At 62.0% G+C, this 24,157-nt stretch carries 18 protein-coding genes; 7 read left to right on the top strand and 11 right to left on the bottom strand.

The features are described from left to right. Position 1: 1 nt before the first annotated feature. Both FHW92_RS25510 and FHW92_RS00915 read right to left on the bottom strand, forming a co-directional pair. Complete coding sequence (locus FHW92_RS25510; RefSeq protein ID WP_172249113.1) at positions 2-2,125, bottom strand: TonB-dependent siderophore receptor; 2,124 nt, start codon at positions 2,123-2,125, stop codon at positions 2-4. A 145-nt stretch (positions 2,126-2,270) separates the two neighbouring features. Further along, entirely contained in the window at positions 2,271-3,323 is a 1,053-nt protein-coding gene (locus FHW92_RS00915) for a LacI family DNA-binding transcriptional regulator (protein WP_210428321.1), read from the bottom strand. 463 nt (positions 3,324-3,786) lie between these two features. On the opposite strand from FHW92_RS00915, the gene FHW92_RS00920 reads away from it, so the two are divergent. From FHW92_RS00920 to FHW92_RS00930, 3 genes are all read left to right on the top strand, one after another. Then, a complete protein-coding gene (locus tag FHW92_RS00920; RefSeq protein WP_246869848.1) occupies positions 3,787-6,030 on the top strand; it encodes a TonB-dependent receptor in 2,244 nt (747 codons plus the stop codon). A 113-nt stretch (positions 6,031-6,143) separates the two neighbouring features. Beyond that, complete coding sequence (locus FHW92_RS00925) at positions 6,144-8,357, top strand: glycoside hydrolase family 3 C-terminal domain-containing protein (protein WP_168601351.1); 2,214 nt, start codon at positions 6,144-6,146, stop codon at positions 8,355-8,357. Positions 8,358-8,361: 4 nt separating this feature from the next. Continuing rightward, positions 8,362-9,855 carry a carboxylesterase family protein gene (locus tag FHW92_RS00930; RefSeq protein WP_168601352.1) on the top strand — a complete coding sequence of 498 codons (1,494 nt, stop codon included), beginning with the start codon at positions 8,362-8,364 and terminating at the stop codon, positions 9,853-9,855. 40 nt (positions 9,856-9,895) lie between these two features. Here the strand turns inward: FHW92_RS00930 and FHW92_RS00935 are convergent, their stop codons facing one another. Together FHW92_RS00935 and FHW92_RS00940 are read right to left on the bottom strand one after the other, a co-directional pair. Further along, complete coding sequence (locus tag FHW92_RS00935; protein ID WP_168601353.1) at positions 9,896-10,849, bottom strand: sugar phosphate isomerase/epimerase; 954 nt, start codon at positions 10,847-10,849, stop codon at positions 9,896-9,898. Positions 10,850-10,946: 97 nt separating this feature from the next. Continuing rightward, the gene (locus FHW92_RS00940; RefSeq protein ID WP_168601354.1) at positions 10,947-11,909 is read right to left on the bottom strand and encodes a DMT family transporter; all 963 of its coding nucleotides are present in this window, start codon (positions 11,907-11,909) and stop codon (positions 10,947-10,949) included. Between the two features lie 117 nt (positions 11,910-12,026). Between FHW92_RS00940 and FHW92_RS00945 the strand changes: the two genes are divergently transcribed. Next, positions 12,027-12,500: an Lrp/AsnC family transcriptional regulator gene (locus FHW92_RS00945; RefSeq protein WP_168601355.1), complete on the top strand. Its 474-nt coding sequence runs from the start codon at positions 12,027-12,029 to the stop codon at positions 12,498-12,500. 38 nt (positions 12,501-12,538) lie between these two features. Here FHW92_RS00945 and FHW92_RS00950 read toward each other — a convergent pair whose 3' ends face one another. Further along, positions 12,539-14,158 carry a GMC family oxidoreductase N-terminal domain-containing protein gene (locus tag FHW92_RS00950; RefSeq protein ID WP_168601356.1) on the bottom strand — a complete coding sequence of 540 codons (1,620 nt, stop codon included), beginning with the start codon at positions 14,156-14,158 and terminating at the stop codon, positions 12,539-12,541. A 164-nt stretch (positions 14,159-14,322) separates the two neighbouring features. Here FHW92_RS00950 and FHW92_RS00955 point away from each other — a divergent pair, with 164 nt between their 5' ends. Further along, positions 14,323-14,703 carry a DUF6379 domain-containing protein gene (locus FHW92_RS00955; protein ID WP_168601357.1) on the top strand — a complete coding sequence of 127 codons (381 nt, stop codon included), beginning with the start codon at positions 14,323-14,325 and terminating at the stop codon, positions 14,701-14,703. A gap of 19 nt (positions 14,704-14,722) precedes the next feature. Then, positions 14,723-15,733: a sugar phosphate isomerase/epimerase gene (locus FHW92_RS00960; RefSeq protein WP_168601358.1), complete on the top strand. Its 1,011-nt coding sequence runs from the start codon at positions 14,723-14,725 to the stop codon at positions 15,731-15,733. A gap of 61 nt (positions 15,734-15,794) precedes the next feature. Here the strand turns inward: FHW92_RS00960 and FHW92_RS00965 are convergent, their stop codons facing one another. From FHW92_RS00965 to FHW92_RS00990, 6 genes are all read right to left on the bottom strand, one after another. Then, on the bottom strand, positions 15,795-16,451 hold the full coding sequence (locus tag FHW92_RS00965) for a TetR/AcrR family transcriptional regulator (protein ID WP_168601359.1): 657 nt from the start codon (positions 16,449-16,451) through the stop codon (positions 15,795-15,797). Positions 16,452-16,505: 54 nt separating this feature from the next. Next, the gene (locus FHW92_RS00970) at positions 16,506-17,720 is read right to left on the bottom strand and encodes an MFS transporter (protein WP_168601360.1); all 1,215 of its coding nucleotides are present in this window, start codon (positions 17,718-17,720) and stop codon (positions 16,506-16,508) included. A gap of 67 nt (positions 17,721-17,787) precedes the next feature. Then, positions 17,788-18,162: a DUF6379 domain-containing protein gene (locus tag FHW92_RS00975; protein WP_168601361.1), complete on the bottom strand. Its 375-nt coding sequence runs from the start codon at positions 18,160-18,162 to the stop codon at positions 17,788-17,790. Positions 18,163-18,177: 15 nt separating this feature from the next. Further along, a complete protein-coding gene (locus FHW92_RS00980; RefSeq protein ID WP_168601362.1) occupies positions 18,178-19,200 on the bottom strand; it encodes a TIM barrel protein in 1,023 nt (340 codons plus the stop codon). Between the two features lie 197 nt (positions 19,201-19,397). Further along, positions 19,398-20,708 carry an MFS transporter gene (locus FHW92_RS00985; RefSeq protein WP_349237619.1) on the bottom strand — a complete coding sequence of 437 codons (1,311 nt, stop codon included), beginning with the start codon at positions 20,706-20,708 and terminating at the stop codon, positions 19,398-19,400. Positions 20,709-20,741: 33 nt separating this feature from the next. Further along, on the bottom strand, positions 20,742-21,506 hold the full coding sequence (locus FHW92_RS00990; protein ID WP_168601363.1) for a TIM barrel protein: 765 nt from the start codon (positions 21,504-21,506) through the stop codon (positions 20,742-20,744). A gap of 279 nt (positions 21,507-21,785) precedes the next feature. On the opposite strand from FHW92_RS00990, the gene FHW92_RS00995 reads away from it, so the two are divergent. Continuing rightward, entirely contained in the window at positions 21,786-24,092 is a 2,307-nt protein-coding gene (locus FHW92_RS00995) for a TonB-dependent receptor (protein ID WP_168601364.1), read from the top strand. The last annotated feature ends 65 nt before the right edge of the window (positions 24,093-24,157 follow it).

Raw genomic sequence — 24,157 nt, forward strand, 5'->3', positions numbered from 1 at the left:
TTTAGAACGCCACCGAGATCGTGCCCGAAACGCTGCGCGGGGCGGCGTAAAAGCCCTGACCCCATTTCAGGCTGCCCAGATAGTGAGCATCGCCCACATTGCGCAGGTTGACGCTGGCGCGGACATGGGGTGCGACCAGCGCGCTGGCCATCAGATCGACCACGGCATAGGCATTTTGCGTGATGACCACCGGATCGCTGACCCCGCCATAGGCCACCACGGCGCTGTCGATGGTGCGCGTGGCATTTTGCCAGCGCAATTGCCCGCCCAGCTTGAGGTCATGAAAAGCCGGAATGCTGTAGGTCGTGGCCAGTTTCAGCGATTTTGTCGGCAGATAGGTGCGGGTGGGGGCGCCGTTTTGGTCATGCACCTCAAGGCCCGTATAGCCGCCGCTGATAGACCATTGCGGGGTGATCATGCCGGTGACTTCCAGTTCAAACCCGCGCGCAGTCGTGTCCACGCCCCGGTAATAGGTGGTGCCCACCCGGCCCGCATCGCCTACGCCAAACACGCCCGCCGCCTCGGCCAATCCGGTCTGGCGCGCGCGGAAAATCGCGGCGCTGGCATAGAGGCGTTTGTCGAACCATTCGCTCTTGATGCCCGCCTCAAGGCCGGTGCCCTTGGCGGGACTTAGACGCGCGTTGGTGACATCCACTTCCTTTTGCGGATTAAAGATGTCGGTATAGCTGGCATAGAGCGAGATATGGCGGTTTACGTCATAGACCGCGCCGACATAGGGGCTGAGCGCGGAATTGCGGCGGGTTTGATCGACACCGTAATTATAGCCCGAGGAGCGCAGCCAGATCGCGCTGGCCCCGAACACGCCTTTCAGCCGGTCGGTGATATTGGCATGGACCGCGCCATAGACGCGGGTGAGCGTGTCGCGGCTGTCCTCGGACAGAACTTCGGCGGCATAGGTGCCCTCGGCCGGATAAATGCCGTTGACGGCCCAGTCGGTGACCGAGGCATAGGAGGGATAGGACAGCGTGGATTGCGAGAATTCGCGGCCATGCATCGTGGCATGGGACACGCCCAGCGACACCTGATGCTCGCGCCCGAAGAGTTTGACCGGGCCGGAAGCCTGACCGTCAAAGAGATTTTGTTCATAGGGCGAGCGGTAGATGCCCGGCCAACCGCCCACGCCAAGCCCGGTTGCGGCATCGGGATAGCCAAATGCATAGAGCAGTTTTGCCCGCGAATCCCGCTTGTTATAGGTATAGCGCCCGCGCGCCTGCCAGCCATTGCGGCCCTTCCATTCCAGCTCGGCAAAGCCGGTCTGGTCGGTGACGTTCCAATAGGTCCATGGCGCGGAGGGACTGGCCGAGACGTCATAGGACACTCGCGCGCCATTGGTATAAAGCAGCGGCAGCGAGCCCCACAGCACGCCGCGCGCGTTATTCTCTTGCCGCGTATAGCCGGTGTTGATCGTCAGTTCGGGCGTCAGGTCATAAGAAAGCAGGGCGCCGTAAACATTGCGGTTCACATGGTTGTAGCGCAGATAGGAATCGCGCTGATCGTGGGCATAGATCAGGCGGATGGCCAGTTTGCCATCCTTGGTCAGCGCGCCCGAGACATCGCCGTCGACGCGCCACTGGTTCCAGCTTCCGCCCTGCACATTGGCCTTGAGGTGAAAGTCCTTGGTCGGGCGTTTGCGGACATAATTGATCGTGGCCGAAGGATTGCCCACGCCGGTCATCAGCGCATTGGCGCCGCGAATGGCTTCGACGCGTTCGTAAAGGATGGTGTCGGTTTCGCCATAGGCCGCGCCCCAGCGCAGCGGCAGACCGATGCCGTCGATCTGGAAATTGGTCACGTCAAACCCGCGCGAAGTATATTCGGTGCGGTCGGTTTCGACGCGCTCGACATTGATGCCGACGGCCTGGGCCAGCAGGTCGTTGACATTGGTGAGAGCGAAATCCTCGATGCGCTGGCGGTCGATCACGGTGACCGACTGCGGCGTTTCGCGCAGCGTCAGGGAAAGGCCGGTGGCCGAAGGGGTTTCTCGCTGGGCGCTGCCGGTGACGATGATCGAGTTGGCATCTTCGGTCGCGTTTTCTGCGGCAAGGGCAGGGGCGGCAAACACGCTGAGGGCAGCGGAGGACAGCAGGGCGAGACGCAGGGGCATGGCAACCTTTCGGGGAGACTATCTGTTGCCGAGACTCGCTATTGCAACTCACTCGCAATTTCAAGTTCAATTATGCAGGCGCAAAAAGACCCGCCCCCCATCGCGGCGCGCTAAAAAATGGCATGGAAAATCAAACGGTGCAGGTTCAGGCGGGCGCCGGACCCACCGAATCGCGCTCGATCAGCTCGAAATCCAGCTCAAGCTGGCGTGCGCCATCCTCGCGGTCGATCATCATCAGCGCGGCGGCTTCGGCCATCCCCTCGATGGGTTGAAACACCGTGGTCAGATAGGGCCATGTCGTGCGCGCTACCCAACTGTCGTCAAAACCGCAGATCGAGACATCACGCGGCACAGACAGGCCCAGTTGGCTGCACGCTACCATCACGCCTGCGGCCGAATCGTCATTGGTGGCGAAAATTGCGGTGGGTCTGTCGGCCGCGCCGAGCAGTTCGCGGCCCGCATGCATACCCCCTTCAAAGGCAAATCCGCCCACCGCTTCGGTAATGACGATGGCCGGGTCGATCTGATGCAGCCTTTCGACAAAGCCTTTGCGGCGGGTGTGGGCCGCGCCATGCTGCGGCGGCCCGTTGACCAGACCGATGCGGCGGTGGCCTTGTTGATGAAACAGGTCGGCAATGCGCGCGGCTGCGGCGGCATCGTCAATAGTGACCGACAGCGAGCGCTTGGCATCAAGGAAAGGCGCAAGGCGGGCATAGCGCGCGCCGTAAGTCTCCAGCAGGTCGAGCACACGCGGATCGTCGCTGATCGGGGGCGTCAGAACGAAACCGTCGCAGCGCGCATTGCGGAAAATCGCCTCCAGCGCGGATCGCAGCGTGGGCGTATCGGCGCTGGTGTCGATGGAATCGATGCGCAGGTGATATTGCCGCGCAACACAGGCACGATAGGCGCCCGCCAGCACCTTCATCGTGTAATTGGGGCTGGGATTGTCGAACAGCACGCTGATGGTGAAACTGCGCGCGCCCGCCAGCGAGCGCGCCGCCGTATCGGGCACATAGTTGAGCGCGGCAATCGCGGCCTCCACCCTGCCGCGCAACTCGGCCGAGACATGGGGCTCGTTGTTGATGACGCGCGACACGCTTTTGATCGCAACGCCGGCCGCCTTGGCCACATCGGCCATGGTGGCGTGCGCGGTGGCATGGGGGCGCGGGGCGGTGTCGATTTTGGTTTGAGTCATCATGCCTTGTTCCCGGATCCGACAGGCCGCCGCCGAGGGGGCGAGAGCGCCGGTCCGGTCCTGTTGCGTCGATTTTGTTGTGGGGGCGCTGTCCTGATTGTCAAGCATGGGCGGGCAGGATTCGTCCTTGCCCGGTGCTGCATTTGCGCTGTGCGGATGCAACACACAATCGATCACAAAAGTTAGGGTGAATAGCAATGCGCAAAGCACCTCGTTTCCGGGCGGGGTGAGGGATGAAAATGCGATATTTGGTTAAAGTTATGAAAAAATACGTATAAAAAACAACGGAATATTGTAAATGAAAATTATCCCTGTGCCCACGATGCCACACCAAAATCCTATTGTCGGAGCCTGCTTGACAGCGATGTCTGATTGAGGGACCAAGATAGACGAAACGACATGAGATCGTTTTCAAACATGGAGAGGGGCTATGAAGAAAAACGTCTTTGCAGGCGTTGCGTCAGCTATGGCTTTGGCCGCGGCAACCCAGGCTTATGCACAAACCACGCAGGTCACCGCCGATGGCGACATTATCGTGACCGCCACCCGCACCGAAACGCTTTTGTCCAAAACGCCCATCGCCATGACCGCCGTCAGCGGCGATCAGCTGGTGCAAAAGGGCATCACCAACACCACGCAGCTGGCTGACTCGGTGCCCAACGTGTCGATCGTGCGCGGCAACGGTCTGCAGATCACCATCCGCGGCGTGACCAGCACCGACGGCACCGAAAAGGGCGACCCTTCGGCCGCCTTCCTTGCCGACGGCATCTATCTGGCCCGTCCTCAGGCGCAGGAAGTCAGCTTCTTTGACGTCGAGCGCGTCGAAGTGCTGCGCGGGCCGCAGGGCACGCTCTATGGCCGCAACACCACGGCGGGCGTGGTCAATGTCATCACCGCCTCGCCCAAGCAGAAGTTCGGCGCCTCGGCCGACGCGTCCTATGAAAGCTTCAACCACTTCAATGCCGCCGCGATGCTCAACGTCCCGATCAGCGAAACGCTGGCGGTGCGCGGCGCGATGTCCTATGACCGCCGTGACAGCTTCGTCAACAAGGCCTCGACAGACAGCTACAGTTGGGGTCCGTTCAAGGATGTTTTCGCCGCCCGCCTTTCGGCGCTGTGGGAACCTACCAGCAATCTGAAAATCGTGGTTAAGGGCGATTATTCGCTGGACAAGGGCTATGGCGTCAATGCCGTACCTACCACCAATTTCTTTTCCAGCGCCGCCCCCTATCAGCTTTCCGCACCCGCCTATGTGATGTCGGACAGCAAGACTGCGCGTACCAGCAATCTGGTTGAGGCATGGCAAGGGCAAAACCACAACACCGGCAAGGGCGTGATGGGCCAGGCCGATTGGAACATCAGTGACGCGCTGACGCTGACCTACCTTGGTTCGTATCGCACCATGGACCGTTGGTCGCATGGCACTTCATACATTTCCTCCACCGCCGGTTCTCCCACCACCTTCACCGGCAAGTATTGGCAGACCAGCCATGAGGCAAGGCTCGCCTACAAATCAGGCGGTTTGTTCGTTCAGGCGGGCGGTTATTATTTCAAGGAAAAGTCCGGGATTGCCTTCTTTCTGTTGAATCCCGGCCTCTTCAGCAGCGGCCTTGCTCCCTTCAGCCAATTCGGCTTCCCCCAGGATCCCACGATTGCCATTTCAAAGGGCGCCTTTGGTCAGGCTTCGTACAATTTCACTCCCCAGCTTAAGCTGACCGCCGGCGTCCGCTACAGCACCGATGACAAGAGCCGTGTCGGGGCCACCGTCGGGGATATCGGCACCACCCGCATCATTTTCCAGACCAACAACGCCCATCGCACCTTTTCCAAAACCACCTGGCGCGTAGGGCTGGACTATGATCTGCCCGGTATCGGTTTGCTTTATGGCAGTGTGGCAACCGGTTACAAGGCGGGCGGCTTTAACGATGGCTGCGAAACCGGCACCGGCACCGGTTGCTCGCTCCCCGCTTCGGTGCTTTATTATCAACCTGAAACTCTCACTGCTTATGAAGTGGGTTTCAAAGTTCACACACCGGATAACAAGCTGCGCGTGAACGGTAACTACTTCCACTACGACTATAGTGGTCTGCAGATTTCCTCGGTTCAGAACGTCTGTGGCGGACCTTGCCAGGTGACATCCAATGCGGCGTCGGCCAAGGTTGATGGTGTTGAGTTGGAAGCGACCTTGAAGCCTGCTCCCAACCATGCCTTTGATGCGTCGGTCACGTTCCTCAATGCCCGTTATGGCGCCTTTACACCGATCATCGATCGCGGCGCGGGCTGGTCCACGGCCTATCCCGGCCAGTCGCGCTATGTGCCTTTCGACCTTACCGGACAGGCGCTTAACCGCAGCCCCAAATCCGTGGTTTCGTTGGGATACACGTTTACCCAGCCTTTGCGCGGCGGCGGCGAAATCTCGTTCAATGCCCGCACCCGCATTTCGTCCAGCTATGCTTTGACCGATACCGGCAGCGGCGTTTTCTATCGCCAGCCCAACTATACCAAGACGGATTTGTCGCTGAATTATACCGCTCCAAACAAGGCCTATTATGTGGGCGTATATGGGCGCAATTTGGAAAACCGGATTGTCCTGACGGGCGTTGGGTCGAACGGCAACCCCACCACCGCTGGCAGTGCAGGCGTAACTGCGGGCACGGCGGTGTTTGAGGATCCGCGCACTTTTGGTGTTCGCGCGGGGGTGAAATTCTAATATAAATCTAATACTTATCTGTTGCTGAACAGCCGCAGGCCACTTAATCCGGCTTGCGGCTGTTCTTGAGAAAAAATTCAATTACCGATCCACAGGAGTGGCAGGAGAAGACCATGAAAATCCAGTTTCAATGTCTCGCAGGCGTGGCCATCATCGCGATGGGATCGGCCATGGCCCATGCTGCTGCTCCCACGGCCGCCGATGTGGCGGCGGCCGATGCGCGCGCGGGGGCCACGGTCAAGGCGATGAAGGCCGAGGAAAAGACCATCCTGACCCATGGCATCATGCCGCTGCCGCTGATGCCCAACGCGCCCAAGCCGCCCGCCGAGGCGATTCCGGGTGCGGGCTATATCGCGGGCGTACCGCGTCTGGGCGTTCCGGCGCTCAAGGAAACCGATGCCTCGCTGGGCGTGGCCTATGTGGGCGGGATCCGCAAGGATGGCTCGACCGCGCTGCCATCGGGTCTGGCGCAGGCGGCCTCGTGGAACCCGGCGCTGCTGGAACAGGGCGGGGCGATGATCGGGTCCGAGGCGCGCGCCAAGGGCTTCAACGTGCTGCTGGCGGGCGGCGTCAATCTGACCCGCGATCCGCGCAACGGGCGCACCTTCGAATATCTTTCCGAAGATCCGCTGCTTTCGGGCATGCTGGTGGGCGCCGCGATCCGGGGCATCCAGTCGAACGGCATCATTTCGACCATCAAGCATTTCGCGCTGAACGGTCAGGAAACCGGCCGCAAATTCGTCGATATCCAGATTACCGATGCCAATGCGCGCGAGAGCGATCTGCTGGCTTTCAAGATCGGCATCGAACAGGGCCAGCCCCTGTCGGTGATGTGCGCCTATAACCGCGTCAACGGCGCGAACGCCTGCGACAATGACTATCTGCTCAACACGGTGCTGAAGATGGACTGGCGCTGGAAGGGCTTTGTCATGTCCGACTGGGGCGCGGTGCCGACGCTGGACACCGCGATCCACGGGCTGGATCAGCAGTCGGGCGCCGAACTCGACCCCAAGGTGTTTTTCACCGACGATCTGGCCGCCAAGGCCAAGGCCGATCCGAAATGGGCCGCGCGTCTCGATGACATGAACCGCCGCGTGCTGACCGCGATCTATGCCACCAACCTGGATAAGAATGACGCCAAGCCCGGCGTGAAGATCGACTTTGCCAAGAATGGCGAAGTGGCGCTCGAAGCCGCCAAGCAGGGCATCGTGCTGCTGAAAAACAACGGCAACCTGCTGCCGTTGGCCAAGACGGCCAAGCGTATTGCGGTGATCGGCGGTTATGCCGCTTCGGGCGTGCTGTCGGGCGGCGGATCGAGCCAGACTGACCCTGAAGGCGGCCCCAAGGCGTCGATCCCGCTGGGCGGCGATGGTCCGTGGGCAACCTTCTTCAGCCAGCATTATCATGGCGTTGCCCCCTTTGCCGCGATCAAGGCGCAGGCCAAGGACGCCAATGTCACCTATCGTGACGGCACGATCATCGCCGATGCGGTGGATCAGGCCAAGAAGGCCGATGTCGCCATCATCTTTGCCACCAAATGGTCGACCGAAGGGCAGGACCATGCCGATTTCAGCCTGCCCAATGGTCAGGACGCGCTGATCGCGGCGGTGGTTGCGGCCAATCCGCGCACGATCGTCGTGCTGGAAACCGGCAATCCGGTGGCCATGCCCTGGCTGGACAAGGTGCCCGCCGTGGTCGAGGCTTGGTATGGCGGCAGCCGCGGCGGCGATGCGATCGCCAGCGTCCTGTTTGGCGACACCAACCCCTCGGGCCGCCTGCCGATCACCTTCCCGGCCAGCGCTTCGCAATTGCCGCGTCCGGTGGTCGATGGCTATTGGGATATGGAAACCGACTTCATGGGCAATCCGCCCACCCCCGACACCAAACTGCTGGCCAATTACAATATCGAAGGCTCTGACGTGGGCTATCGCTGGTTCGCGCGCAAGGGCGAAAAACCGCTGTTCCCCTTCGGTTATGGCCTGAGCTACACCAGCTTTGCCGCCGATGGGCTGAGCGTGAAGGGCCTGACCGCCAGCTTTACGGTCAAGAACACCGGTGCGCGCGAAGGCGCCTATGTCGCCCAGCTTTACCTGACGCAGCGCGGCGACGAGGCCAAGCAGCGTCTGGCCGGTTTCGCCCGCGTCGAACTGAAGGCAGGTGAGGCCAAGCCCGTCACGCTGACCATCGACCCGCGCATTCTGGCCGACTGGACGGCCAAGGGTTGGAGCATCAAGGGCGGCCAGTACAGCTTTGCCCTTGGTCAGGACGCCGAGCATCTGGGCACGCCGGTCGCCACCAAAGTTGCCGCCAAGACGTGGAAGGATTGATCCCATGCGCAAATTTGTTTTGCTGGCCGCTGCGCTGATGGCTTCTGCCTCGGCCCATGCCGAAAACGTGACCGTGACAGGCGGCGCTGTGTCAGGCGTGGAGGCGCAGGGCGTCACCGCCTTCAAGGGCATCCCCTATGCCGCCGCGCCCACCGGGGCCAACCGCTGGCGCGCGCCCCAGCCTGTCGTGGCATGGCAGGGCGTGCACGACGGCAGCGCTTTTGGCCATGACTGCGCCCAGGCGCCGTTCCCGCCCGACGCCGCACCCATCACCACCACGCCTGCCGAGGACTGCCTCTACCTCAACGTGTGGAAACCCGCCTCGGCCAAGGCCGGGGACAAGTTGCCGGTGATGGTGTGGATCCATGGCGGCGGCTTTGTGAATGGCGGTTCGTCGCCGGGCGTCTATTCGGGGCAGAATTTCGCGCGCGATGGCGTGGTTTTCGTCAGCCTCAACTATCGCCTTGGCCGCTTTGGCTTCTTTGCCCATCCGGGTCTGGCCGCCGAAGGGCTGGGGGGCAATTTCGGCTTCCTGGACCAGATCGCGGCTCTGAAATGGGTGCAGGCCAATGTCGCCAAATTCGGCGGAGACGCTTCGCGCGTGACCGTGTTTGGCGAAAGCGCGGGCGGGATGAGCATGCATATGCTGCTCCAATCCCCTCTGGCGCGCGGGCTGTTCAGCCAGATCGTGATCGAGAGCGGCGGCGGGCGCAACGGCACCTTGCCCCAGCCGACGATGGCCAAGGCCGCGCTGGTGGGTTCCGAATTCGCCCCCGGGCTGACCGCCGCGCAATTGCGCGCTCTGCCCGAGGCGCAGGTGACGGGCAATCTGTCGATGTCGAGCATGGGCCAGAAGGGATATTCCGGACCGATGGTCGATGGGCGCACGATCCTTGGCGCGCCCGACGATGCGATTGCGGCGGGTCTGACCGCCGATGTGCCGGTGATCGTGGGCGCCAATTCGGCCGATGGCTTTGCCTTTGGCACGGATAAGGACAAGGTCTTTGCCCAGTTCGGGGCGGACGCCGATGCCGCGCGCAAGGTCTATGATGCCGATGGCACCAAGCCTGCGGGCCATATCGCCATGGGCATCAGCGCGGACAAGATGTTCATCGAACCCTCGCGCCATGTTGCCCGGTTGATGGCGGCGCGGGGCCAGAAGGTCTGGCTCTATCGCTTTGGCTATGCCGTGCCCAAAATGGCGCAGGCCATTGGCGGCGCGGCCCATGCCAGCGAACTGCCCTATGTGTTCGACACGGTCCCCGCGCGCAAGGGCGATGCGCCCTTGGCCGAGGAACAGCCGGTGGCGAGCCTGACGCATCGCTATTGGGTGAATTTTGCCAAGACCGGCAAGCCTGATGCCGCAGGCGTTCCGGCTTGGCCGCAGGCAACCGCCACCACGACCACGGTGCAATGGATCGACGGGAAAGGCGCAAGCCACACCGAAGATCCCTATACCGCGCGGCTGGATTTCACCGCCAGCAAGATCGGCGGGTAAGATCAAGGGGCGCCGGGTCAGACCGGCGCCCCTTTTCACATCAACGGAAACCGTTCTTCTTCAGGAAATCCGCGCTGCCCTTGATCGCGACCATCAGATCGTCGGCGCGGTCCTGTTCGACAAAGAAGTGCTCGACGCCGGTGGCCTCGGCGGTCTTGATGATGCCCTTCATGTCCAGATTGCCATCGCCCAGATAGGTCAGATATTTGAACAATTCGATCCACTGGGTGGAATCGCCGCCGTCATGGTCGAAGCGGTGGATGCCCTTCATGTCCTTCAGATGGACCATCTTGTAGCGGCCCTTGTAGCGGGTCAGATATTCCTTGGGATCGCCGCCCCCGGCAAAGTTCCAATAGACGTCGAGTTCGAGGAACACCGTCTTGGGATCGGTGGCGTCCAGCATGGTGCGCAGCGGGATCTTGCCATCGACCGGCATCAGGCCATAGCCGTGGTTGTGATAGCCAAAGCGCACGCCGTGGCGCGCGGCATCGGCGCCGATTTTGTTGAAGACATCGGCGGCGCGTTTGTAATCGTCAAATGTCTTGCGCATGTCGGCGGGCAGCGAGGGCAGCGTCACATAGGTCGAGCCCAGCGCATGGGCCGCTTCGGCCAGTCTGCCCATGCCGTCGCGCAGGGTGAAAATATCGGTGTGAAGCGAGGGGACCGTCAGGCCGTGGCGCTGCATGATGGTTTTGACCTGCGCAGCGGTATGGCCAAAGAAACCGCTGCCCGAAAAGCCGAGGCTGGGGGTGACGGCGGCCCAGCTCGCCTTGCCGCGATCGTCGCTGAAATCATAGGGACCGTACATTTCCAGTTCGCGGTAACCAAGCCCGGCCAGCATCGCGATGGTCTTTTCAAAATCCTGCGAGAGCATCTTGGCCACGGTCCAGAGCTGGATGCCGAAGGCGCGGCCCTTGGGCGCGGCCAAGGCTGGCGAAGCGGCGCTGAGCGCAGCCAAAGCGCCCGCACTTGCGAGGAAATTGCGTCTGTCCATGATTTCAGGTCCTCTGCTTGGTATCGTTTTCAAGTTCGCGCAAAGTCTCCCAAGGCCCCCTTTCGGTCAAGGCCGCATTCGTATCTTTGCCGGGATTTTATGCGCCCTCCCGCCCGTCCCCTCGGCCCCGGTGCGCGGCCAGACAGGCCGTGATGCTGGCCACCAGCAGGCCAAAGGCGCCCACTTCAGCCATGGTCGGCCAGCGCGCTTCCCACAGGAAGCCATAGAGCAGCGCAAAGAGCGTTTCGAACAGGATCATCTGGCCGACAAGGGTGAGGGGCAGCAGGCGGCTCGCCCGGTTCCAAAGCGCATTGCCCGCAATCGAGGCCAGCAGCGCCACCCCGCCCGAAACCAGCAGAAACCGCGTCCAGTCCGCGCCATCGTGATGCGCCACGCCGATGATCAGCGCCACCGGCACAAGGCAGAGCGCCTGCGCCCCGGTCATCACCCCGATCAGCAGGTTCCAGTCCTGCGCGCCGATCGTGTGCAGCCGCACCAGCCAGCGCGCATTGCCCACCGCATAGGCGGTCCATGAGATCAGCGCTCCGGTGGCGCAAGCCATGCCGATCAACTGATTGAACGAATGGCTGGCCACGGCCTGGCCCACCGCTTGCCACCCGATGCACAGTCCTCCGCCCGCGCAGAGCAGCAGCGAAGGCATCAGCCGGATCAGCGGCACCGCATCATGGTCGCGGCTGCCGATGATCGTCACGGCCACGGGCAGAAAGCCGATGATGAGCGAGGTCATCGCGATCCCGCCCATTTGGACGGCGGCGGACAGCAGGAAATAATAGACTGTATTGCCCGCCAGCGAGAGCCAGACCAGCGCGATCAGCCCCGATCCGCCGATATGATCCACAAGGCGGCGCAGGCGCGGCGCCACCGCAATCAGCGCGATCAGCCCATAGGCGATATAGCGTCCGATCGTGAGCTCAAGCGGGCGAAACATCCCCGCCAGTTCCGGCGCCAGAAACACCAGCCCCCATAGCGCCCCCGCGCCGATGCCGCAGCCGATGCCCAGCAGCGACACGCCGCGGCGCGAGGGAAGGGTGCGGACCATCTGCATAGGACTTGTTCTCGCCAAAAGGGATGGTGCGGGTTATATCATCACTGTGCTGGGTTGTTGGCGCAAATTTGGGCCATAAAATGCAACAAAAAATCACGCTGAGGCTCGCCGATGGCTAAATCACCCCGCCCGCTCGATGCTTTCGATCTGGCCATCCTGCGCATTGTTCAGCAGGACAACAAACGCCCCCAGCGCGAGATCGCCGAGGCGGTGAACCTGTCGGCGGCGGCCGTGCAAAGGCGGATTGCCGCGATGGAGGAGGCGGGCGTGATCGCCGCCAATGTGGCGCTGATCGCGCCCGATGCGGTGGCGCTGCCGATTACGGCGATTGTCGAGGTGCAATTGCGCGATGAACGCGCGGCCACGGTGGACGCGGCCAAAGCGTTGTTTTGCGCGGCGCCCGAGGTGCAGCAATGCTACTATGTCACCGGCGGCATCAGCTTTGTGCTGGTCATCATCAGCCCGGATATGCGCGCCTATGACACGCTGACGCGGCGGCTTTTTTCGGAAAGCGACCTGTTTGAAAGGTTTCGCACGCTGGTGGCGCTGGACCGGGTCAAGACCGGGATGATGCTGCCGATCTGACACCGCACCGGGGGAGGGGTCCCGATGCGGCGCCTTGATTACCGCGCGTCCTGAAGGATCAGTTCGGCCGCCCGCGCGGCCACGGCCATGGCCGGACCATTGGTGTTGCCCGAAACCGGCGAGGGCATGATCGAGCAATCGACCACGCGCAGCCCATCGACCCCGTGCACCCGGCAGCGCGCATCGGTGACCGAAGTGGCGCGGTCGGTGCCCATGCCGCAGGTGCCCATGCCATGTAGGCCCGGTTCGGCCATGGCGCGCACGGCGTCCACCAATTCGGCCTCGCTCTGGATGTGGTTGCCCGGCACGCGTTCATTGCCAACATAGGCCGAGAGCGCCTCGGCCCCGGCAAAGCGGCGCAGCAAGTGGAACAGTTCGATGGCCTTTTCCTGATCGAAGGGATCGGACCAGATCGCCGGATCGACCAGCGGCGAAACGCGGAAATCGGGCGAAGTCACCGTGATATGCCCCCGGCTGCGCGGGCGCAGGTGATAGGCCGAGAAGGTGATGCCGGGGCGATTGCTGATAGGGCTGCCGGGCTTTTCGGTCATTTCCTGCACCGTACGCATGGCAAAGGCGGCGGCGGCGAGCTGGAAATCGGGCCATTCGGGCGCGGTGCCCTTCGACGGCACCAGCACCGTGATCGGCAGGCCCACGCGCGCCAGCGGGCCGCTGCGCGTCAGGAAATAGCGCAAGGCGTTGGCATAGAGGCGCGGCGCGACATATTCGCGGTTGGTGCCGGGATTGTTGTGCAGGTCATAGGAGATGCCCATCTTCTGATGGTCGAACAGGTTGCGCCCCACCATCGCCAGATCCGATTGCACCGCAACGCCCAGACGCTGAAGCTCCGCCCCCGGACCCACGCCCGAGAGTTGCAGCATCTGGGGCGAGCCATAGACGCCCGCCGACAGGATCACCTCGCCGCGCGCATGGATGGTGACTTCGGCGCCATCGCGCTCGACAATCACGCCCTTCGCGCGGCCATTTTCGATGGTGATGCGTTTGACCGGATTGTTGGTCAGCACCGTCAGATTGGAACGGCTGCGGATGGGCGCGACGAACGCCTCATAGCTGGAGGCGCGTTGTCCGGTGCGGCTGACGGTATATTGGGTGCGGCCCGCCGCCGGGGCGCCCGGCGCGGTGATGTCATCGCTCCATGGCGCGCCGATCGAGGCGGCGGCCTGGGCGATGGCGTCGAACACGGGCGATTTGTAGGTCGAGGGGGTGATCTGCAATTCGCCGTCGCGGCCGCGCCCTGCATGGGCGCCGGGCGCGCGATAGGACTCGATGCTCTTGATGCAGCGCGCCATTTCGTCCCAGCCCCAGCCGGTCAGCCCGCGCGCGGCCCAGTCATTGTAATCCCCCGGCTGACCGGGCAGATACCATGTGCCGTTGATCGCCGACGAACCGCCAAGGCCACGGCCATAGGCCTGCATTTCCTTGCGGCGGCCGGGCTGCTGAACCACGGGATAGGCGCGGAAATAATCCGGCTTGCCCATGATTTTGACAAAGCCGCCCGCCATTTTGATGAAGGGATGCTGGTTGTCGCCGCCTTCTTCGATCAGCAGAACCTGATGGCGCGGATCGGCGCTGAGGCGGTTGGCCAGCACGCAGCCTGCCGAGCCTGCGCCCACGATGATATAGTCGAAACTGGCCATTTTTCCCCGCCCGAATCCCACAAATGATAATAGAACCTATATTCGCTTTCTTTCAGCACGACCCTTGACCCCCTGTCAAGCATCAATTAGAAGTGTAATTCCAATTATTCAAATCCGCCCCTCATCAGGGCCGTTGAAATCCAGCGATAAAGGGAGAGTGCGCTATGCTGCCTGTTGAACGAATCATCGGCGAGGAGGGCTTGTCGGCCACTCCGCGCGGGGCAAGACTGGCGATGCGCCTGCCCTGGTATCGCTCCTTGCCGTTCTCGACGGTCGAAGTGGCAGGCGTAACGCTGGATGGAGCGCCGGTCGATCTGGCCGATGCCGTTGTCGAATTCGACGACATCAGCTTTCCGCTGGCCAAGATGGGCGAGCAGACCAATGCGTTCTGGTTTGTGCGCGATAGCGCGTTTCTGGTCCTGCCGGGTGTCAATCTGGCGGCCGACAGCGAGCATGACGTCTCGCTGCTGCTGCATGTGAACCCGCCCTATATTCCGGGCATGAAGCGCGTGAACCCGCAAACCGCCACGCTGCGCGTCAACTGATCCGACAGGAGTTGCCACAATGACTGCCGCCAATGGCCCGCAGATGGGCGTTACCCTTTATTCCTTCACCAACGAATGGCTGACCCGCCAGTTCGAGCTGGACACGCTGCTGCGCGAGGTGGCCAAGCGCGATCTGGGGCCGAACATCGAGATCATCGGTTTTCAGAGCTTCAAGGAATTTCCCGATGTTTCGGACGATTTCGCCGCCTATTTCAAGGATCTGATCGCGGAAACCGGCCTGAACCCGGTGTCCTGCGCGATCAATTCGGATCGCTTTATGAAACCGGGCCAGCAGCCCATCGACGATGCGGATCTGGTCGAATATCACAAGCGCCAATTGCGCAGTGCCAAGAAACTGGGCTTCAAGCTGGCGCGCGGACAATTCGCGCTCCCTGCGCATCTGCTGCCCGAACTGGCGCCTTTCTGCGAAGATATCGGCATGCAGATGGGGGTTGAGGTTCACGCTCCGATGTGGGCGCGCCATCCGGCGGTGCTCGAATATCGCGAGATGTATGAAAAGCTGAACTCGCCCGCGCTGGGCTGGATTCCCGATTTCGGCGGCACGGCCCGCGCCATCCCGCCCAGCCTGCTGGACGCCGCGCGCGCCATCGGCACGCCCGAGGCGCTGATCGAGATCACCAAGGAAATCTGGGCCGAGGATGGCCCTTCCTATGTGAAAGCGGGCAAGCTGCGCGAGATCGCCGCAGCCAAGGGCTACGAGCAGGCGCATCTTCAGGCCTGCACGCTCTCCTTCTTCATCCTGTCGAACAATGATCCCAAGAGCTGGGCCGAGATGGTGGACCGCACGATCCATATCCACGGCAAGTTTTACGGCGTGAGCGACGAGGGCGTCGAAGAAGCGATCCCCTATGAGGAGATCCTGCCGCTGTTCCGCGATGGCGGTTTCACCGGCACGATCGTTTCGGAATGGGAAGGCCACGCCTATTGCACGGCAGACGCCTTTGAGCAGGTGCGCCGCCATCAGGCGATGTGCCGCCGCATTCTGGCCGAGGCGCCGGTTGCGGCCTGAGGCCGGGTTCGCCGGACAATCGAAGGGGCGGCGGGGGCATCACCCGCCGCCCATTTTCGTGTCAGGCCGAGCGCAGATAGGCGGTGCACATGCGCGCCAGCTCGCCCTTCAGACTGTCCCAGTCCTGCGTCGGGCTTGATTCACTGGTCGAACCCAGGCTGAGCCGCCGGGCCAGCGTGGCAAAGATGATCTGATAGGCCGAATGGGCGCGCAATTCGGGGTCATCCCCGCCGATTTCCGCGCGATACTCCAGAAAGGCCCGCATCGAGGCGGCCACAGCATCCTCGGCGGCCTGTTTGCCAAGGCCGGAAATCTGGACGTCCTGCTGCGCGCGCAACATGGCCAGGCGCAGCAGCGGCGCATGAAGACGCAGCACCTCTGCATAATCGGCGATGTAGTTTTCGACAAATTCGCCGATGTTCCGGCAATGGCGCAACAGCCGTTCGAGCATGGCGTCCTCGGCATCGCGCAGGTCCTGCATCGCCTGGACCAGCACCGCGCGCACCAGCGCATCCTTGCCCTCGAAACGCAGATAGATCGAGCCGATGGAAACCTGCCCTCGGCTGCTCACTTCCTGAAGCGTGAAGTCCTCATTGCCGCGCTCCAGCATCAATTCGCGCGCGGTGGCCTGCATCCGCTCCAGCGAGGCCTTGCTGCGGCCCTGCAAAGGCGCGCGGCTGAGGGGCAGGGGAGGGGGGGCGGGGGTTTCTTCGGACATCAAGGGCAACCTGCGTGGGACCGGCGGAAACCATGGCCCATAACCCCAATCGCCCTAGGCGCCAAACGGCTTTTGAAGCGCCGGTTTGCCGATCTGCATCGCCAGCAGGCCGCAGATGACAGCGCCGGCCAAGGCCGCCCCGCCCCCGGCCAGAAAAGCCATCTGCATCGAGCCCAAAGCTTGCGCTGCAAAGCCGACGATGATGGGCGAAATGGCCTGCCCCAGAAAGAAGGCGCTGGTCCAGATGCCCATGCCGCGCCCACGGTGAGCAAACGAGAATTTGGACTGCGCCCATGCGATCAGGGCCGGGACCGCCATCCCCGCGCCGGTCTGTTGCAGGATCAGCCCCGCCTGCATCGAGAGCACATTATGCGCCATGCCGATCCCGGCCAGCCCCAGCCCCAGCATCGCCAGAAAGCCGCCGATCTGCACCGCATTGCCATAGCGCGACAGGATGCGGAACAGCACCGATCCGGCCAGAATGAAGAAGCTGGGCACGAAGGTGGCCTTGCTGATCGCCATCGGGTCGCTCAGGCCCACCTCGTGCCAGGCGATGCTGCCATTCACGATGAACACGTAATAGAGCACCGAGGCAAACAGCGTCAGCGCCCCCACGGCCAGCGCCGCGCCCATCGGAAAAGCTTCGGCAGGCTGGCTGGCGACGGGATTTTCCGGCTTGGGCACTTTGGGTTCAAAGAGGAAGAAATACATCGAGACGAAGATGGGAAAGGCGACCAGATAGACGAGGAAGCCCCCGTTCCACCGCACCGCTGCCACGGCTGCCACCAGAATGAACACCAGAGGCTGAAAGAACGGCCCGACCAGACCTTGCAGCATCAGCCAGTTGCGCCGCCCGTCATCATCCCAATAATCGGCGATCAGCGTGTTGACGATGGTCAGGATGCCTGCCTCGCACACGCCCAGCAGGATGCGTGAGGCGATGATGGCGTCCAGATTTTCCATCAGGAAAGGTGCCGCGCCCACCACGCCATAGGCCAGCGTGCAGGCCAGCAGCAGCGGCCGCCGCCCATAGCGATCCGCCAGCGCCCCGGCAAAGGGCGCCAGCAGCGCGATGGCATAGCCCGGCGCCGTCACCATCGCGGGCACCCGGATTGCCGCATCGGGCAGATCCTTGAAATGGGCGATGATGGCCGCCACCACCGGAAACATCGCGATAATGGCAAAGACCGGCAGAAAGCCCGCCACGATCATCGTGAAACCCTGCGGCTTCAGGGTCAGGCCGCGATAGAATTGGCGCAAATAGAGCATCAGGCTTGCCTCATCCGGTCTTTGAAAGAAAAAGGCGGCGGTGATCGCCTCACCGCCGCCCCATGGCTCATGCGGCCATCGCGAGTTGCTTGGTGTCCTTTGTGGTGGGCACAAAGGGCAGATAGGAGACGCGCATCCGCACGGCGAAAGTGATGGCATGGTTGCCCGCAGGCAATCCGCCGTTCAGCGCGATGATCCGCGCCTTTTCGCCGAAATTCCAGCGGTTGTCATAGACCGTTTCCATTTTGTCGAGCGTATAGGTCCGGCCGCGCACGCAGAAACGGATCGCCTCACGCGGGATGGCCTCGCCATCGACCGAGACGATGATGTCCTCGATCATGGAAAGGCCGAGGCCGCGATAATAGGGCAGGCGGCCAAGGAAGGAAAAGCCGCCATCTTCGCGCTGAAGGCTGCCTTCGACGATCATTTTGTTGTCCATCATGGGCTTGGGTTCCTTTCAGGCCGCGACAGTGGTGTTGAGGGAAGGCTCGACGCTCTCGCCCAGCAGGCGGGCCAGCATCACCTGCTGGCGGCGCACCTGTTCGACCGAATCCGGCTCCTGCGCATCCTCGATCCAGCGGTTGCCCTCATATTCAGAGCAGATATAGCCCTGATAATTGCCCTGTTTCAGCACACGCACGATCTCGTCATAGGGGATCGAGGGTTCGACATAATCCTCGTCCATCTGATAGAACTTGCCGTGGATATTGTGGATGCGCGGCATGTAATCGAGCATCCGTTTCGGCTCAAACGCGGCATTGTGGCGCAGCGTTTCGGCCATCGCGATGGCAGGGCCGGTACCGCCCATCTGCGCAACGTTCAGGATCACATATTCGGACAGCACGCGGTCCTCATAGGCTTTCTCGATATAGTCCGCGATCGCCTTGGGCACGCCGATCCGCATGAACTTCTCCTTCCACACGGGCGGAAACTTGAAGAGGAACATGCCCATGTCGGGCAGGAAGCCCAGCGCGTCCGAGCCCGATTTTTCAAAGGCTTCGGCGTGGCGGATGATCCAGGGATGGTCGAAATGCAGCGGTGCATGGACCTCGATCAGGATCTTGATGCCCTTTTCCTGCGCATAATCCGCAGCGGCCACCAGCACCGCCGGATCAATCGACACCAGCGCGCGGATGAATTTCATGCCCAGACGCGCGCCAAAGTCGATGTCGTTCTTCACGCTGGCGACCTGCTCGTCAAAGGGCATTTCGCGGCCCTTGTAACGCTTGTAATCCAGCATGAAATCATGGCTGACCGGGGTGCAGTCATATTTGGCGATCAGCCGGTGCCAATTGTCGACATCCTCCTGCGCCACGCCGCATTCGGGCCAGCCCCAGAAGGTCTGCTCGCCGATGATCTCGATGCCCTTTGCGCCCAGCGCCGCGCTGGTGCGGATACAGTCCTCAAGGCTCATTTTGCCCTGAAAGGTCTCGTTCTGATAGGAATAGAGGCTGACGCCCCTTAGAATTGCGCTGCTCACAGCAACCTCCGTCTGTTCCATCGTTTCGTTGGAGCGGGTAGGCTGAAGCGATGCGATCATGGCCGGCGGGCGGTCATGACGGCATTCTCTCTCCCCTGGGGCTTTTGCGCCCTATTTAGAATCATTATTCCTATATTCGCCGGGGGCCGTCAAGCCCATTATCGATGCGCCCGCCAGCGCCATCCCGAGATGGCGTTTCATGCTTCCTTCTCCCTTGCGCCCATCGGCCAGAACAGCGTGACGATGGTTTGCAGGCCCAGCAGCGCCACCGCTCCGCCGTAATAGGCATAGCGGATCGCAGCCTGCGCCTCGGCGCTGACCGCGCCGGGCTGGTAATGCACATGGCCCAGCAAATAGGCGAAGGCCGCCGTGCCGATCGCCATGCCCACCTTGGTCGACAGGCTGATGCCTGAGGCCAGCAGCCCTTCGCGCCGGACCCCGAAATGCGCCTGATGATGGTCCACCGTTTCGGCAATCATCGTGAAGGCCGCCGTGATCGTGATCGAGGTGGCAAGGCAGGCGAGCATATAGAGCGCCAGAAAAGCCCCCACATGCGCCTCGGCCAGAGGCAGCAGGGCAAACAGCACCATCGCGGCGGCCAATACGGCCGCGCTGCCCGCCCGCAGGCCCGTGCGCGCCAGAATGGGCGGCGCGACAAAGGAGGAAAGCAGCAGCATCCCCGACACGGCGGGCAGCATCACCGAAATCATCCATGGGCGGTGCAGCACATCGATGGCAAAATAGGCCGTGGCCGACATCATCATGCCAAAGCGCACGAAATAGAGCAGGCAAAAGCCGAAACAGACCAGCCACGCCCGGTTGCGCAGCATCTGGCCAATCGCGGGCAGGATGGCGAAGGAGGGGCTGGCGTGATCCTCATGCCGTTCGCGGCAATTGCGGAACAGGGCGATGGTGGCGACAAGCCCGATCCCGGCAAACAGCATCGCCACCGCCTGAAACCCGCGCGCCTCGTCGCCCCCGCCGAAAATCCCGACCAGCGGCATGGTCGCCGCCGTGCCCAGCACCACCGAGATCGAGGTCCCCACCGAACGCATCCCGCTCAGCTTGAGCCTTTGGGCGGTGTCGCGCGTCATCATCGGCATCAGCGCGGTATAGGGGATCGCCTGTAGCGACATCAGGATGCCCAGCGCCTTGAAGGTGACGAAGGCATAGATGACCTGCGCGTTTTGCGAGCCGGAGGGCACATGAAACAGCAGCACCGCGACAATCGCATAGGGCAGGGCGGCAAACAGGAACCAGGGCCGCGTGCGCCCCCACCGGCTGCGCGTCCTGTCCACGCCCAGCCCGACGGCCATGTCGATCACCGCATCCAGCATCCGCGCGATCAGAAACACCGTGCCCACCGATGTGGCGGGCAGGTGGACGACATTGGTGTAATAATAGAGCAGAAACCCGCTCGCCATATTATAGACGAGGCTGGTTCCCATATCGCCCATGCCGTAGCTGATCCGCTCGGTCATGGTTGGTTGGTCTGTGATATTGGCCACCGGCACCTCTCCCCTGGTTTCGGTGATGGGGGATCAGACCCCCAGAGCTTCCCGGCTTTTTGCCAGTGAAGCCTCGATGGGCATTGTCGGCCGGTATTCCAGCCCGATATCGCCCTGATAGCCCAGCCGTTTGAGCGTCGCGATCACTTCGGTCCAGTCGATCGTGCCGGTGCCCGGCTCGTTGCGGCCCGGATAATCGGCCACCTGCACATGATGGACCAGATGCATCCGCCCCTTCAGCACTTCTGCCATATCCTCGCCCATCACGCGCGAATGATAGACGTCATAGAGCAGGCGCAGGTTGGGGCTGCCGACCGCCTCGATCAGATCAAGGCCGAGCGTGGTGCTGACCAGATACATGCCGGGGTGGTCGATCCGGTCATTGAGCGGTTCGAGCAGCAGGATGACGCCCGCATCCTGCGCCATGGCGGCGATGGTTTTGAGCGCCGTGACGGCCTGTTCGAAATGCTCCTGCGCGCTGACGCCTTCGCGGATGAAGCCCGAGGCGACAATCATCGGGGGCGAGCCGATGACTTTGCAGCCCTCGATGCTTTCGCGCACGGCGGCGAAGAGTTCCTCATGCTGGGCCGGATCGACGATGCTGCGGCGCGGATCGACGCAGATGCCGGTCAGGCTCACGCCGGTTTCGGCCAGTGCCGCGCCGATCTCGGTCATTGGCTTGTCGCGCCAGAGATGGAATTCGGCTCTGGCGAATCCGGCCTTGGCGGCGGCGCGAAGGCGGTCGGCCAGATCCTCGGAATCGGAAAAATGCCATTCGATACATGGGGATAGGTTCATGGTTCTCTCCACTGTGCGGGGCCGCTTGAATGCGGTTTATAATTAGAATGATGATTATTGTTATAGAGGTTGCGCTACCATTGCAACCGGCTTTGACGTCCGGCCCTGGCCATTCACGGCATTTATGAAAATGCATCCAGAGAAATTAGAATTATTATTCTTGACAGCCCGCCGGGATGGATCATAACCATAATTCTAATTTAGTGATTCATCGGACAGGCCGCCCATCCGGCCTCCGGCATCAAGAAATCACAGATTACAAAAGAGGGAGGATTGCCAATGACCTACAGGAATATTGTGCCCATTCTGCTGGCGGGCGGGGCTTTGATGAGCGTGACCCCGGCCCTTGCACAAAACCAAAACGCCCAGGCCCGGAAATCCGCCGAACCCGACGCCCGCGAAATCATCGTCACCGCGCAAAACCGCAAGGAAAACGTCCAGAACGTTCCCATCGCCATCTCGGTCGTCACCGGCGCCGCGTTGGCCGCGCAGGGCGTGACCGATTTCACCTCGGTCCAGAAGGTCTCGCCCGCGCTCAACATCACCAATGACACCAACAACACCCGCGTCACCGTGCGCGGCGTCGGCTCGCTGACCAACAATGAGGCGCAGGATCAGTCGATTGCCGTCAATATCGACGGCGAATATCTGAACCGCCCGACCATTCTGAACGCCGCCATTTTCGACATTGACCGTGTCGAAGTGCTGCGCGGCCCGCAGGGGACGCTCTATGGCCGCAATTCCACCGGCGGCGCGGTCAATTTCATCACCCGCAAGCCGGGTGACCACACCGGTTTCAACGGCTCGGTCTCCTATGGCAATTTCAATTCGGTGCTGGTCGACGGCGGCGCGGATCTCGTGCTGGGCGAAGGCGCGGCGGTGCGCGTGGCGGGCTTCTATCGCAGCCATGACGGGTATAATTATCACCCCAACACGCCCTTCAGCCCGACCTCGGCCTTCACCCCTTCGACAGCCAATCGTTCGGACACTGACAATACCGGCGGCGGCCGCATCAGCCTGCGTCTGAAGCCGGTCAACGGCCTGACGATGGACGGCGCGGTCGAGCATGTCGAACAGAACGTCATCCCGGCCGCCCAGATGTGGACCGACATGACCGCGGCGGGCAACAATCCGGGTACCAGCACCACCTCCTGCGGCAATGGCTGGACCGTGGCGGCGGCGCGTACGGGCGGGGTCTCGTGCGTTCCGGCCAATATCAACGTTCTGGCCGGCAAGGACCGCTCGACCTACAATTCGCCGCTGATCGGCGTGGGCAGCCTGCACCAGATTTCGACCGCCGTGCGCGGGCGGCTGGCCTATGACATGGGCTTTGCCACGCTGACCTATACAGGCGGCTATCGCACCACCAAGAACACCGGGGGCAATTCGCTCTCGCCCGCTTTCTATTTCACCAATTTCGGCGGGACGGTGAAAACGAACAGCCACGAACTGCGCCTCAACGGCCTGACCCATGGCGTGCAATGGCAGGGCGGCGTGTTCTATTTCTATGAACAGTTGGGCACCAATGGCGGGCTCTATTCCCCCTTCATCGGCGCGACCGGTTCCTATGTGAACTATTTCCGCCACCCCACCAACACCAAGAGCGTTTCGGCCTTTGGCCAGGCCGAAGTGCCCTTGACCGATACGCTGACCGCCGTGGTGGGGGGGCGCTATACGCAGGATGACCGCGACGCGGCTTTCACCAATTACGCCTTCGCCTTTGGCAGCGGGCCCATCGAACTGACCAACCAGCCCTCGAGCACCACGCCGCTCAAATATTCGGGCAGCAAGTTCACCTGGCTGGCGGGGCTGAATTACAAGCCCAATGCCGCCACGCTGATCTATGGCAAGGTTTCGACCGGCTATAAGGCGGGCGGCTTTGACGGCGCGGGCACGGCCTTCCGCCCGGAAACCAACACGGCCTACGAAGGCGGCGCCAAGCTGAGGCTGGGCCGCCATATCCTGAATTTTGCCGGATTCTATTATGATTACAAGGATCTGCAAAATGACGTGCTGATCAATCCGGCCATCGGCGCCCAGACGTTCAACGCGGGCAAGGCGCAGATCTATGGGTTGGAAGTGGAAACCACGCTGCGCCTGAGCGATGATGACACGATCACCGGCTCGGCCAATCTGATGCATGCCAAATACACCGATTTCACCGCCAGTGTGGCCTCCTATGATATTGGTGCAAGTTCTGCCACGCCGCTGACCACCAATCTCAAGGGCAATCGCCTGCCGCAATCGCCCAATGTGGTGATTACGCTGGGCTATGACCACATCTTCCGTCTGGGGGCGGCGGGCACGCTGACCTTCTCGGCCTTCAGCCGGTACAAGGGCGACTATTACCTCGATTTCTACAACTATGCCTCCTCGCGTCAGGATGCGCGCACCCAGACCGACCTGAGCCTGGAATATAAACCGCAAAGCAAGCGGTTCAGCGTTCAGGCCTTCGTCCGCAATCTCGAGGATTACCGTTCGCTGGCCTATGCCGGCAACACGGTGGTGCCGGGCGTGGCCAATATCTACAATTTCCAATTCACCCCGCCGCGCACCTATGGCGTCCGGTTTGGCGTGGATTTCTGATCTGAAACATAGGCTTATGGCCTGAATTCTTGGGGTGGCTCCATCGCATGGGGCCACCTCTATTG

Source organism: Novosphingobium sp. SG707 (assembly GCF_012275515.1).
In the GTDB taxonomy this organism is placed as follows: domain Bacteria; phylum Pseudomonadota; class Alphaproteobacteria; order Sphingomonadales; family Sphingomonadaceae; genus Novosphingobium.